The organism is Arthrobacter sp. ISL-69, from assembly GCF_018613775.1.
Lineage (GTDB): Bacteria > Actinomycetota > Actinomycetes > Actinomycetales > Micrococcaceae > Arthrobacter.
In genome coordinates this window covers 47,610-59,816 of the sequence record NZ_JAGGPO010000047.1, presented here as the reverse complement: position 1 = coordinate 59,816, position 12,207 = coordinate 47,610, and the positions used below count along the sequence as shown (strand labels likewise).

The following is a 12,207-nucleotide window of genomic DNA, read 5'->3' as shown; positions in this document are numbered from 1 at the left end:
ACAGGAATTTGGGAGAGCGGACCAACCGTGACAGCAGCAGTAAGTGAAACGAGCCTCGACGCTCCCGTGGACGTCCGGTTTACGGCGGCAGGCACTCCCCTGGCGGTCCGTTACGACGGGCGGGTATGGGCTGTGGCGGCAGAGCCGCTCCACTGGTTCACCAGGGATTCCTGGTGGCAGACCCAGCGGACTGTCCCCGTAGGCGTCGGGAACGTCGTGGACATTGAGCATTGGCGGGTACAGGTCCGTCTAGGCACCTCGTCGGCGGCGCTGCGGACCTTCGAGCTGCGGCGGGACCCGCTGGCGGAGCAGTGGCTGTTGGAATCCATCACGGACAACTAGCGGACGTGATCGGGGATCATTCATGCCCCCACCAATTCCGGCCCTGGCACTTCCTCCTGAGTAGGGTGGGGGCATGAATGATCCGGCCCCGTGTCCCGGCCGCCATGACCGAGTGCGGCACGGTAGCGGGCGGCTGTCATCGCGAGCCCTGTGGATCCTTGCCGTTGTGTTCACCGTTGCTACAACGGGATCTCTGGTGCTGGTTGCCCTGGATCTCGCCATCGGCCGACCGGCTGCGGGCGATGTCTTCATCACTTTCCTGAATAGCCTGGTGGTTTTCGTGTTGTGGCGCCGGATTTCTGAACAAGCGCGGGCCCACGGCAACTAGGCTGGATCAGTGGAAATAACAGGCACCATTGAAGCCCCCGACGGCAGCCAAGAGCGCATAACGGCAGTTGGGGAGGACTACACCACAGCGCACGCCGCGCTACTGCAGCGGATCCCCGACGAACACAAACTCATCGTTATCCGTACGCAGTGACTCTTAGCCCGGGGGTATGAGGCCGACCAATACTCCGAGCCGATCCATACCAATTTCGATCAGGTGGATTGCGCCGCCAAACAAAAGCACCTCCATCCAATTGGCGCTGCGGTTCTCAGGCTGACTCTCGTTCTGTTCATTTGGGTCCATACCAATAGACATGCGTCGATATCCCAGCACGGGCGTGGGAAGGCTCGATCTAGCAGCATCAAGATGGTGAATCACTTTGGTTTCCTCGCGCGAGAAACATAAGTAAGCCCTGCACAGCTTTTGGGCTGTGCAGGGCTTTCGTATGCCCGGGACGGGCTTCAGCGCCCGTATTCGGGTTGTTGCTGGCGGCGCTGTTCGCGTGTCCCCTGTTGGGCGGCCGTGGCCGTGGAGGCCGGGGTGCCTGGCTGTGGCGGGAATGATGCATTCATTAGCCGTTGCATCTTTTCCATCCGGGGGTCGATTTCGGCCGCGGGTTCGGGCTTTTCCGGTTCTTCTGGCTTTGCCGCGTCGGCCATGAGCTGGTCGATGCGTGCGGACTCCCCCCGGGCGGCTTTGAGGGCGTCGGCGTACTTGAAGGGTTCCGCCAGTGCCTTTTCTGCCTGTTCGACGCGGGAGAGAGCTTCCTGTCGGCGTCTGTCGACGTCGGCTATCAGTCGTGGCAGGGAGGAAACCCTGTTCTCAAGCTGCCTGATGGTGCCGATATCAGCTGAAAGCAGGCTCCTTCGGGCAATCTGGGTGGTTGCCCTGGGCACTCCTTCGATGCGTACTTCGACGGTGGCGTGGTCAAGGTCGCGTGCGGGCACGAGTTTGGCGCGGAGTTCGTGGCCACCAAGGTTGGCGATGGTTCCGAGCTCGTCATATCCGTAGAGGTTCATGAGCCGGTGGCCGTGTTTACCTGCCCATGCGCGGAGCGCTTCGGCGGCGTCGCCCCGGTTGTCGAGGGTTTTGCCGTCGATGCTGGCTGCGAAGGCATCCGCGGTGGTGTCAACGGTCCGGCCGGCGGCCGCCTGGATCAGGGGCAGGTCATGGGACGCGGCCTCGGCCGCAGACTGCTCACCGCGCTTGGTGTGGGCCACGGCAACCATGTTGCGGTTGTAGGCCCGGTCCAGACGGCTCAGCCGGGCAAGTTCCTGGTCTGCGACGGCTTTTTCCAGCACCAGCGGGTTACCGCTGGTGATGGCTTTTGCCTGGGCGAAGTTCAGGGTGTTGTCCCCGATGTCCTCGATTTCCCGCACGTCCAGGCGGCCGCGCATGATCTGGTTGATAAACCGGGACTTGCGTTCAAGTCCCTGCCACATGAAGGAGTCGAAGGATTCCTTCGTCACCACTTGGGAGATGCGGACCTCGGGGTTCAGGTTTCCCTGGCGCATGATGCGGCCGTGGCGTTGCTCGACGTCGGAGGGCCGCCACGGGGCGTCCATGTCCACCAGGTGCACGGCACGTTTTTGAATGTTCGTCCCGACACCCATTTTCGAGGTCGATCCCACCAGCACGGCGATCTGGCCGGAACGGGCGGCGGCAAAGAGCCGGCCCTTCTCGGTGTCGTTCTTGGCTTCGTGGATGAACCGGACCATGTGTTCAGGTACGCCTCGGCGGCGGAGCTGGTCTTTGAGTTCGCCGTACACGTTCCACCGCTCAGATGGTGTGCCGAAGTCACAGAAGACCAGCTGCAGGGCACCGGGAACCGGGTCCGGCTCGCCGGTTTTCGGGTCGGTGTAGATGCGGTCCTTGTGTTCTTCGTACACGCTGGCCAGCAGGTCAGCGGTCGCGCTGATCTTCGTGGGGCCCTGCTGGGAGAGCGTGGGGTCAACGAGTCTCATGTCCAGGGCGGCCTTGCGGCCGTCTGAGGAGACTTTGAGCATGTTGTCTTCCTCGGAGTCCACCAGCCGTTGCTGGATACGGTCCACGCGGTTCCCGATGTCCTGGATGTATTCGCGCAGCTCGGGGCTGGGCTCCACGGCCAGCATGTTCGGCTGCCGCAACCCGTCGCCGTCGCGCGGGGCAAGGGCCGGGACGGGCAGTTTCAGGTCTTCGGCGGTTTTGACGTCCGCAAAAGTGTGGAACATTTTCAGCAGCTCGGGGACGTTCTGGAACTTCGCGAACCGACTCTTGAGCTTGAACCGGTCACCGCCGGCTACGGAGAGTTCCATTTCCTCGACCACCTGGCCGAACGTGGCGGCCCAGGTGTTGAAGTCCTGGATCCCGGTGGCCCGGAGCAGGTCCGGGCGCAGGTAGCGCTGCATGACGTACATTTCTGTGACCGAGTTGGCGATGGGTGTTGCCGTGGCTCCGGTGATCACGCGGCGTCCTTCGCGTTGGCGCAGGAACTCGGTCTTCATGTGGAGGTCGGATGCACGGTTGGAGCCTTGGATTCCGGCGCCGGGGATGTTGCTCGGGGTCCGGAGGTTCTTGTAGTCGTGCAGCTCGTCCACGACGAGGTAGTCAATGCCGGTCTCTTCAAAGCTGATCCCGGGGTCTGCGGGGGTGTCGAGTTTGGCTTTGAGGGTTTCTTCCTGGGACAGGACGGCCTTTTCCAGGCGTTTGACGATGCTGGCGTTGGCGCGGCCATTGTCCTGGCCGTTCTCTTTCGCGGCTTCCAGCTCGGCCCGCATCTGGATGACTTCAGCGTTGATGTAGGCAGCTTCGGCTTCGGGGCTGAGGCTGACGCGCTGGAAAGCTGTGCGGGTCATGACCACGGCGTCCCACTCGTTGGCGGCCGCGCGGGCGACGAACTGGCGGCGGTTGTCCCCTGCGAGGTCGCCCGATGATGCGGCAAGAATGCGGGCCTGGGGGTAAATCTGGAGCCATTCGCGGGCGAACTGTTCCAGCATGTGGTTCGGGATCACGACGGCTGGCTTGTTGACCATGCCCAGGCGCCGCAGCTCCATGACGCCCATGACCATCTCGGCGGTCTTTCCGGCACCTACCTGGTGGAACAGTCCCACGGCAGGTTCCGAGAGCATCCGGGCCACGGCCGCGCGCTGGTGCGGGCGTGGGGAGAAGTCCTTGGCCATGCCGGGCAGGGTCAGCCGCTCCCCCTCGGTGCTGTAGTCGCGCAGCACGATGGAATTGAAGCGGCGGTTGTACTCGTCGATGAGGCGGGTGGCCCGTTCTGGTTCCTCCCAGACCCACTCGCTGAAACGCTCCTGCAGCAGCTGGGCTTTCTCCTGGGCTGCTGCGGTTTCGGTGGGATTCAGGATGCGGCGCTTGTCCTCGCCTTCATCAGTGACGCGGACGGGCCGCTGTTCCAGGACCTGCTTGAGGACGTCAGACGCGGGCATCCGCTGGGTGCCCCAGTTGCTGGTGGCCGCAAGGGTATGGCGGTTGGCTTTGACGTCCCACATGGACCCGGCGGCATTGGAGACGGTGGCGTAGGGGTCATTCAGGATTTCCCGGACGAACTCCTGGTGGGTGCCGGCGTCGATCCAGACCGCGCCGAGACGGGCTTCCACTTCGTCCATGCGCAGCGGTTCCGGCATGGCTTCGGTGAGGGCCTGGACGTTGGCGGCGTACCTGTCGTCCGAGAGCGCGGCCGCTTGGGCGACTTCCAGCTTTTCCCGCACGTTCCCGGACAGGTACTCGGCCCGGGTCTGGTAGGTCTCCTCGGTGCCGGGGACCTCGTAGATGCTCTCCCCCATGGCGGCCCGTGTTTCGTCCCGGCTGATGCCCAGCAGGGACGCGGCGTAATCCAGGTCAACCTCTCCCACGGTATCGAGGGTGACGGTGAGGGCTTCTTCGGCGGTGTCCACACCAAGGACCGGGCGGCGGGGCTGGACCTGACGGCTGGAGAGCAGGGCAGCCGGGGAGGCTGTCTGCGTGGCTTCATCGAAGTTCTCCAAGGCCATGACCAGCGGCCCGAACGGGTCACGGGAGACGATGGAAACTGCCCGTGGCGTGATGCGGGCCTGGATGGGCTCCTGCGTCTCTTCATCCACGCGGCCGGTGTCCCGGAGCGTGAAGCGGTTGATCGGCCCGTAGGTGTCCGCGTACTGACTGTAGGCCGTCTTCAGGTCCTCACGCAGGGAACCAATGTCGGCGGTGTCGTCGCGGCTTTCGGCTTCTGCGGTGAGCAGCGTCCGTCCGGCGTCGCGCAGCCCCAGCAGGGCTCGGAGTTCAGCGGCCTGGGTTTTAGGTACTGCGAGGTCGGCGTGGGAGCCGTTCTGGACAACGGTGAAGCCGTCGTCCTTGGCGCTGATGTGGCCGTCCCATTCGTGGGTGGCGGCCGGTACGTAGGCGGCACGCTGGCGTTCCTGCTCGACGGTCCGCTCGGTCATGACCATGCCCGCGGACCGGGCTTCGTTAACGACATCAGCCAGGGCAGTGTTCAGGCGCACCGGGACGGCTGAGAGGTCGTCCGTGGTCAGCTGCAGGGTCTCGGCCCCGTACATGCCATGGCTGACGTGCAGCTCGCCCAACAGGCGTTCGGGGTACTCGTCAAAGTAGGAGTTCAGGCGGGTAATAGTCCCGTCGATCCGACGGGCTGTGACGGTCTCCCAAAGAGTGGAGGCCGGTTCCTGGCCAGGTTCCCTGCGGCGGAAGATCAACAGGTCCGTCATGGCGTCCGTGCCGGCTGCCTTCCGGTGGGAGCCGGTGGGCAACCTGACAGCGCCCACGAGGTCGGCCAGATGGTTCATTTCCCTGCGGGCTGCCGGGTTCGTGCCGTCCAGCGTGAAGCTGGACGTCAGCACAGCCACCATCCCGCCCGGGCGGGTCAGTTCCAAGGATTTGAGGATGAAATGGTTGTGGATCGAGTGGCCGCCGGCGTTGTGGCGAGGATCGTGCAGCTTGACGTTGGCGAAGGGCACGTTGCCGATAGCAAGGTCGAAGTGCCCGGTCGGCAGCTTGGTATCGGCAAAGGACTCGGCACGGACGGTGGCCTCGGGGTAGATGGCCTGGGAGATGGCCGCCGTGGTCGGGTCCAGCTCCACACCGGTCATCGTGGCGGTGTCAGGGGCAAAGCCCATGAAGGTTCCAACCCCGGATCCCGGTTCCAGAACAGTGCCGCCGTTAAAGCCCAGTTCCTGCACGGTTGACCACATGGCTTGGACGTAGGCAGCGTCCGTGTAGTGGGCGTTGATCGTGGTCCGCCGCGCGGCGTCGTACTCGGACTCGGTCAGGAGGCTGCGCAGATGCTCACGGTCCCCGGCATATTCCTCCCGGTTTTCATCGAATATCTGGAAGACGCCTTGCGCTCCCCAACTCCCCCACCGCGCCAGTGACGCCTTCTCAGCCTCCGTGGCCTGCCGGTCCTCATCCTGCAGCGTCTGCAGCACCTCGAGGGCTTCAAGGTTCGCCCGGATACGGCTACGGGCGCCGGGTGGGGCAAGGTCGTCCTGGGAAGACGGGCGGAACCTGCCCGTCCCGCTTTCTAGTAGAGCTGCTCGCGCAGCTTGTCCGCTTCCGCCATCGAGTCCAGGTACTCCTGAATACTCGGGTTCACGTACTCGTCCTCCTCGTCCTCCGTCTCCGGCGGCGAAAGCAGGTCGTAGCGAACGATCTCCTCGGCCTGGTTCCGCGCTGCGTTCAACCTGCCTACCTTCTCCAGGTAGCCCTCCCCCTTTGGGTCCGGCCCCGCGAGCTTGATCAGCAGCCCGTCCACTTGTTCTTGGGCTTCCTCCCCCAGCTTGGTGAAGAAGTCCTCCGGGTTCTGTATCTGGCTGTAGCGCGTGGGACTGGCTGTCTTCCAGGCTTCCTGAGCCTGCCTGCCGTACTTGTTCATTGCGATCCTCCTCTGGTGCCGCCCAAAGAGCTTCAAAGCTCAACTGGCCATCAATTTGTTTCTTTCGCCCCGCCATGGACTTCTCCCCCTGGTGCCTCGTGTGGTCCCGAAGGTCACGCTAGCGGGGATTCACCCGTATTACCTGTCACAGGAGGACTACTCCCCCGCGATGGCGGGGATCGGTCGTCCAACGGATGCCCGGACGACGCCATTCGTGGGATACCGGGGCGATACTGATCTGATATCACGAGGATACTATGGTGCTACTGGTTGCGCTCCGCTTTCCGGCGTTCCAGTTCCGGCCAGATGATGGATTCAAGCAGCTTCTGCTGGCTACGCCTGTCAGCGTCTGCCGATTCCTTGAGCAGCTGCTTCTGGTAGTCGTTGATCCTGAAAAGGATGCCCTGCGGGCCAATTGGCGCGTTGGGATCCAGGGGAGCCTCAACCACTTCCGGCGCGTATCCGCCCTTCCCGAACTCGTCGGCCTTCCGGGCCACGGCGTCTTCGTCCCCGGCCACCGCGGTGGATGCCACTGCGCGGGAGTCGCGTTTCTTTATAGCCATTCCTCAATCTCCTTCACTAGTACCTGCACTTCGGCCTTGGCCGATCCGTTCGAAATCTCGATGACGCCCTTGCCGGCCGGGATGCTGTCCCGATAGGCCTTCCTGATCTTCAGTGCGGCGTCGATACGCGGGATCTGCGGGTAGTCCTGCAGAAAGTCCTTGGCTTCATCCTCTTCAGTCGCAGAGGAGTAGGTGGGCACCTGGGTAAGCAGGGCAGCGACTTTGAGCTTCGGATTCATGTCCTTGGCCGTCTCGATGAGCTCGACCATGCCGGGCATGGTGTCCAGGTCGAACTGTGAGGGCCGCACCGGGATGAGCATCAGGTCCGCGACGGTCATGGCCGTCCGCATTTCCTGGCTGTCGTGCCCGGGAGCGTCCACGATCACATAGTCGTACCTGGCACTCAGGTCTTTCAGTGCTTCCCGGACATTGCCGGTCTTCTGGATGGCGTGGACGCGGGGGAGTGACTCATCCTGGGCGCGATCAGCGGCCCACGTGGACGCGGACTGAACGCTCTTGTCGCAGTCAACGATCAGGACGTCACGTCCTCTGCGGGCAAGCTCGGCCGCGACGTTGATGGTCGTCGTGGTCTTGCCTGTCCCGCCCTTCTGACTGGCTATAAGGAGTACTGGCATGGGGTCTTCCTCTCTTCGGGGCAATGATACTGCGGCGATATCAGACTGAAACTGTTTTGGGGTAGTTTCGCGGAGATATCTAAACAGTATAAGAGTGAAACTGTTTTGATACTAATATCAAAACGATATCACAACGATATCGCTTGTCAGGCCGGCTGTTTATCAGCCCAATTGGGCTTGGCGAATCCGGGCGACGCGCTCTCTCCAGGGCACGGTGGGCGGCGTGTAGCTGGAACGTTCCGCCAGCGCACGTTCCCGGCGTTCGGCGGCCGCCCGGGTTTCAGCGGCGCGTTGAGACCGTTCGGCCTCGCGTTTTTGGCTGGGGGAGCGGTACAAACCGCCGTCATGGCGGATCCACTTGCCCAGGCGGAACTTCAGCCATGCCCCAGTGTTTCCCACGCCGTGGGCGCCGTCATGGTGGTACTTGGCATCGGTATTCGGCCGCCAGTCGATGGCGTGAAGAATGTCCTTGATTGTCCAACCGGCCCGGAAGAAAGGCCGGCAGATGGCGGCGACATGCGCGGTGGAGATGCGCTGCAGCGGGAAAGACCTGAATTGAAGCTCCAGCGAGGCTAGACGCTCAGTCTCGCGGCGCTCACGCTTGGTCGTGGCGTCTGTCGTGGCGTTCGGGTCCCAGAGGGGTTCTGTCCGATTGAGCAGCTGGTGATTGACCTCGTGCCGCTGTGCGGCGCGCTTCAAAGAAGGTTGCGGCGAAGCCGCATCCATTTGAGGATTTGACGATTCGCCCGCCCGCGCGTGCGGGGGGTTATTAACAGCCCTAGTGGGCACCGGTACGCTACTTTTTTCCACACCCTGATCTTCGGCTTTTTCCAGCAGCACATAGATGGCCGCTTCGTTCTCGGTGCGGCCGCTGGATTTAGGGGTGAACTCGGCTGTGCGCCCCGTGGCAACCACAGCCAGCACGCCCCAATCCCTGAGCCGGCGGAAGTAGTTGGAAATGCTCTTGGAGGGGAATCCGAACCGCTCCTGGAGGCGCTGCCAGATGGGCATGATGGTCATACTGGCGGGGTCAAAGCCGGGACACTGTGCGACGGCGTTGGCGAACCGCCAGATGTTCGCCTTCAGGTCCTTGCGGGCCAGCTGGAACTCTGCCAGCTCCTGAATGCTGCGTAGCCAGCGGACGATGTGCCGGGCAGGCCTGTGCCCTGCCGGAATGACCGCCCACACGGCACGGTTGCTGCGCTCCTTCGCCTTCCGTACGCGCCTGGGCCTGTGCTTGCCCTTACGTCCTGCGCGTCGCTTGCTGCGACCTGTAGGGGAGTCAGGATCGGCGGTGGTGCCTTCCGTCCTGGGAAGGGCGGCACCAAGGGCCGCCACGTTCTCGGGCGTCAGGTGCAGTTTTTCGGGGTCTCGTTCGGCTGCTTTTTGCAGCCCGACACTCGCGCGGACAACCGTTGACGCGGAACCGGGGTCCGGTACCATAGGCATAAGTACTTTCTGTGAGCGCAGAAGGTGCGACAAAGGGAGCGTCCTCGCAAGAGGAAGCTTGAATAGTTCAGATCGAATCCCGCCAAGAACGAGATCTGAACGTAGAACTTGTTGAAGGCCCGCCTAGTGCGGGCCTTCCTAGTTAACTGGCCCGGTCGATAAGAGCCCCTTGGCCGTTGTTGTCGATTTTGTTGGGTAGACCGTTGTCACGGTCAATCAGCGCACCCAGGTAGTCACTGACAGACAGCCCGTAGCGGTTAGCCGCTTCGTGCGCACGTTTGTGTTGAGTTGGGGAAATACGGCCACGCAAAGCAACGCGAAGGCCGTCCAGCTTCGGGGTTGCGTATGGAATATTTGCGCTCATACCTCACATACTCGCTTAATGTCAGGGACGGAACCGGTACCGATCGGCGGCGTGTCGCAGATCATCTTCGGGCTCCAGCAGCCCCGGAAGAAGCCCTACTGACCGTCGAGGTATGCCGCGTAGTCCGCCAAGGCCTTGTCGCGCGCGGCCCGGTTGAGCGCGTAGACGACCCTCTGACCTTGGCGCTGATCACCAGCATCCGACGTGACAATGCCCTGCTCTTCCAAGTCCTGCAAGTGCCGGAATATGGTCTGGTATGTCGCGGACAGCTCGCGCGTAATTTGCCCAGAGGTAGTCCCGCCCGGGTGAAGCGCTAAATGTCGAATTATCGCAGCGCGCACCTGATTCATTCCGAACGCCTTCATGGCCGCATCAGCTTGTGGCTGTATGGCGGCGAGGGGCTTGGCGTATCGGGGCACCTGCCTATTTTGCCGTATTTGTTCACACCTGGATATTACACTAACATTTAATGTTAGGCTTAGGCGTGGGAGAGATGTGCATCTCACCGGGTCCTTGTGACAAGCGGTTTCGCGGAAATACAGGGACAATGGCGCGGTCCATCGATTGGATTTAGAAGATCGGTGGCTGCTGGTAAGTATGGAAACGATGTTCAGGGGGAGGACAGAGCATGCCTACGTTGTTACCGTTCGGCACGGAATGGCCAATGCACGGCCAACTGCGCGAACGAGCAGTGCAGGAACGTGGAATATTCCGTTCCTGGGTCGCCGGACTTGACGTATCTGACCAGCAGGAACGGGTCCTCAATAAGCTTCTGGAACTGATGGATGAGCGCGAGTTCGTTGAGGGCCGCGCCGCTTGCGTGACCTACGAGGCCGAGCTTGCCCGCCGTACAGGGCTGGGGCATTCCCTGGGAGGTGTCCTCGCGGACCTGAAGGACGCGTTCGTACTGACCTCCCACCGGGCGGCCGAAGTCTTCGAGGATGCCCGCCCGGGCGTGGTGCTGAGGATTCGACGCCCTGGCGTCGTCCTGACCGTAGAAGCCGCCGGTCCTCTGCGGCTCAAGGATTCATTGGTCCGCAATCGGGCCGGGGGACTGTCCTGATGCAGCGTAAGTCGCTTGGCCTGGTGGCCCTCATTGCCATCCCCGGACTGATCCTTGGTCTGATCTTCACCATGCTGCTGTTGTTAGCCCCCGCGAAGCCGGCTGAGGCCAACTGTGGCCCGGCTGTTTCTGTCGTCATTGACGGCAACACCAAGGTCGATGGCTACACCGAAGAGCAGCTGAAGAACGCCGCCGCGATCATGGGTGCCGGTAAGGCACTGGACCTGTCCGTGAAGGGTCAGATGATCAGCGTCATGGTCTCCCTGGGGGAGTCGGGGCTGAGTGTGCTGGACCACGGCGACGGACCCGGCCCTGATTCCAGAGGACTGTTCCAGCAGCGCGACAACGGCGCGTGGGGCTCCTACGCAGACCGCATGAACCCCGCCACCAGCGCCACGAACTTCATCAAGGCCCTGCAGGCCGTTCCCGGCTGGGAGCTCATGGAACCGACCATTGCCGGTAACAAGGTCCAGCGCAACGCCGACCCGTACCACTACCAGAAGTACTGGCCCGAGGCCGTCAAGCTCGTCCAGGCACTTTCGAACTCAAAGTTCTCCTTGGAAGGCAGCGACTGCGCCATCCCGGGGCAGTCCGGCGCCGGGGATGACTACCCCTGGAAAAAGGCTCCGACCTGGTTGCAGGTCGGCGCGAACACTGCCAGCACCTCGCCGCTGGGCATGTACAACCGGGAGTGCGTGGACTTCGCGCTGTGGCGGGTGAACCAGCAGATGGGTTCCACCAGTGCCCCGTTCAAGGTCCTCAACGGCACCTTCCGCCCGGACGGGCAGGGCCTCGGCTCGGCCCTGACATGGAAGGCCGGTTGGGATGCCAAGGGCTGGCCCACCGGCAATACACCCCGGGTCGGTGCGGTCGTCTGGTACGCGCCCGGTGCAGGGGGAGCGGACCCGACCTTCGGCCACGTTGCCGTGGTCAAGGAAGTCCAAGACAACGGGACCTACGTCGAAGAGGGCTATAACGGCAACCCGCCCCCGGATGACCACAACTACTACACCCGGGCCGTCAGCAACAACGTCCCGTCAGCTTTCCTGTACCTGCCCACTCAAGAGGAGAAGAAGTGAAAAAGTCCCTGCCCCTCATCGCCATGGTCCTGCTCTGCGCGGCGTGCGCACCGGCAGCGAACACCGCCCCGACGGAATCAGCCGGCACCACCCCCACAGCGTCCTCGCCCGTGTCCCTGAGCGCCAACAGCGGCCCGCAAGCACCCGGCGGCACAGTCCCGGCAACGAGTGGCATCTCCTGGGATCAGGCCAGCAAGGATCAGGCGGTGGACGTCGCCCAGAAGGCAATGGCGGACTTCGCCCGCCCGTCCGTGGAGGAACAGCAGTGGGCCAACGATCTTGCCCGCTGGCTCACCCCGCAGGCCACCGCCGACTACTCGGCCGTGGACCCAGCCAACATCCCGACCAACCGTGTCACTGGTCCGGCCACGCTGAGCGTCGATGAAGCCAACGGCTACGGCGTCACGGCAGCGGTCCCCACCAACGCCGGGACCTACACCCTGCAGCTGCTCCGCACGGGCAAGGATGCCCCGTGGAAGGTCAACCGGCTCACACCACCAACATCCTAATCGCCGCACCTC

At 63.0% G+C, this 12,207-nt stretch carries 14 protein-coding genes; 6 read left to right on the top strand and 8 right to left on the bottom strand.

The features are described from left to right. Nucleotides 1-66: 66 nt before the first annotated feature. The 3 genes from J7I79_RS22545 to J7I79_RS22535 all read left to right on the top strand — a co-directional run bounded on the left by J7I79_RS22545 (nt 67) and on the right by J7I79_RS22535 (nt 823). Nucleotides 67-342, top strand: coding sequence for a hypothetical protein (locus J7I79_RS22545; protein WP_214957235.1), 276 nt, complete (start codon nt 67-69; stop codon nt 340-342). 166 nt (nt 343-508) lie between these two features. Next, nucleotides 509-670: a hypothetical protein gene (locus tag J7I79_RS24435; RefSeq protein ID WP_251043168.1), complete on the top strand. Its 162-nt coding sequence runs from the start codon at nt 509-511 to the stop codon at nt 668-670. Between the two features lie 9 nt (nt 671-679). Next, a complete protein-coding gene (locus tag J7I79_RS22535) occupies nt 680-823 on the top strand; it encodes a hypothetical protein (protein WP_214957227.1) in 144 nt (47 codons plus the stop codon). A 3-nt stretch (nt 824-826) separates the two neighbouring features. On the opposite strand, the gene J7I79_RS22530 is transcribed toward J7I79_RS22535, so the two are convergent. The 8 genes from J7I79_RS22530 to J7I79_RS22500 all read right to left on the bottom strand — a co-directional run bounded on the left by J7I79_RS22530 (nt 827) and on the right by J7I79_RS22500 (nt 9,963). Continuing rightward, on the bottom strand, nt 827-1,048 hold the full coding sequence (locus J7I79_RS22530) for a hypothetical protein (RefSeq protein WP_214957225.1): 222 nt from the start codon (nt 1,046-1,048) through the stop codon (nt 827-829). Nucleotides 1,049-1,131: 83 nt separating this feature from the next. Next, nucleotides 1,132-5,853: a helicase-related protein gene (locus tag J7I79_RS22525; protein WP_251043174.1), complete on the bottom strand. Its 4,722-nt coding sequence runs from the start codon at nt 5,851-5,853 to the stop codon at nt 1,132-1,134. A gap of 329 nt (nt 5,854-6,182) precedes the next feature. Further along, nucleotides 6,183-6,533: a TnpV protein gene (locus J7I79_RS24430; protein ID WP_251043167.1), complete on the bottom strand. Its 351-nt coding sequence runs from the start codon at nt 6,531-6,533 to the stop codon at nt 6,183-6,185. 263 nt (nt 6,534-6,796) lie between these two features. Then, complete coding sequence (locus tag J7I79_RS22520) at nt 6,797-7,096, bottom strand: hypothetical protein (protein WP_214957222.1); 300 nt, start codon at nt 7,094-7,096, stop codon at nt 6,797-6,799. After that, nucleotides 7,087-7,731, bottom strand: a complete 645-nt coding sequence (locus J7I79_RS22515; protein ID WP_193591279.1) for an AAA family ATPase — start codon at nt 7,729-7,731, stop codon at nt 7,087-7,089. The genes J7I79_RS22520 and J7I79_RS22515 overlap by 10 nt, the downstream gene beginning before the upstream one ends. A gap of 162 nt (nt 7,732-7,893) precedes the next feature. After that, on the bottom strand, nt 7,894-8,919 hold the full coding sequence (locus J7I79_RS22510; protein WP_214957220.1) for a hypothetical protein: 1,026 nt from the start codon (nt 8,917-8,919) through the stop codon (nt 7,894-7,896). Nucleotides 8,920-9,322: 403 nt separating this feature from the next. Further along, nucleotides 9,323-9,544 carry a hypothetical protein gene (locus tag J7I79_RS22505; RefSeq protein ID WP_214957218.1) on the bottom strand — a complete coding sequence of 74 codons (222 nt, stop codon included), beginning with the start codon at nt 9,542-9,544 and terminating at the stop codon, nt 9,323-9,325. A 95-nt stretch (nt 9,545-9,639) separates the two neighbouring features. Continuing rightward, nucleotides 9,640-9,963: a helix-turn-helix transcriptional regulator gene (locus tag J7I79_RS22500; protein WP_214957216.1), complete on the bottom strand. Its 324-nt coding sequence runs from the start codon at nt 9,961-9,963 to the stop codon at nt 9,640-9,642. Nucleotides 9,964-10,172: 209 nt separating this feature from the next. On the opposite strand from J7I79_RS22500, the gene J7I79_RS22495 reads away from it, so the two are divergent. Genes J7I79_RS22495 through J7I79_RS22485 form a run of 3 tightly spaced genes read left to right on the top strand, consistent with a single transcriptional unit; the run spans nt 10,173 to nt 12,195 of the window. Further along, nucleotides 10,173-10,607 (top strand): hypothetical protein, encoded by a 435-nt coding sequence (locus J7I79_RS22495; RefSeq protein WP_214957214.1) that lies wholly within the window; start codon nt 10,173-10,175, stop codon nt 10,605-10,607. Then, on the top strand, nt 10,607-11,686 hold the full coding sequence (locus tag J7I79_RS22490; RefSeq protein WP_214957212.1) for a CHAP domain-containing protein: 1,080 nt from the start codon (nt 10,607-10,609) through the stop codon (nt 11,684-11,686). The genes J7I79_RS22495 and J7I79_RS22490 overlap by 1 nt, the downstream gene beginning before the upstream one ends. Then, entirely contained in the window at nt 11,683-12,195 is a 513-nt protein-coding gene (locus J7I79_RS22485; RefSeq protein ID WP_214957210.1) for a hypothetical protein, read from the top strand. The genes J7I79_RS22490 and J7I79_RS22485 overlap by 4 nt, the downstream gene beginning before the upstream one ends. The last annotated feature ends 12 nt before the right edge of the window (nt 12,196-12,207 follow it).

Excerpts from the sequence above, each read along its gene's own strand:
- J7I79_RS22525 (WP_251043174.1), bottom strand. The coding sequence starts at position 5,853 with ATGTGGTCAACCGTGCAGGAACTGGGCTTTAACGGCGGCACTGTTCTG.
- J7I79_RS24430 (WP_251043167.1), bottom strand. The coding sequence starts at position 6,533 with ATGAACAAGTACGGCAGGCAGGCTCAGGAAGCCTGGAAGACAGCCAGT.
- J7I79_RS22520 (WP_214957222.1), bottom strand. The coding sequence starts at position 7,096 with ATGGCTATAAAGAAACGCGACTCCCGCGCAGTGGCATCCACCGCGGTG.
- J7I79_RS22515 (WP_193591279.1), bottom strand. The coding sequence starts at position 7,731 with ATGCCAGTACTCCTTATAGCCAGTCAGAAGGGCGGGACAGGCAAGACC.
- J7I79_RS22505 (WP_214957218.1), bottom strand. The coding sequence starts at position 9,544 with ATGAGCGCAAATATTCCATACGCAACCCCGAAGCTGGACGGCCTTCGC.
- J7I79_RS22495 (WP_214957214.1), top strand. The coding sequence starts at position 10,173 with ATGCCTACGTTGTTACCGTTCGGCACGGAATGGCCAATGCACGGCCAA.
- J7I79_RS22490 (WP_214957212.1), top strand. The coding sequence starts at position 10,607 with ATGCAGCGTAAGTCGCTTGGCCTGGTGGCCCTCATTGCCATCCCCGGA.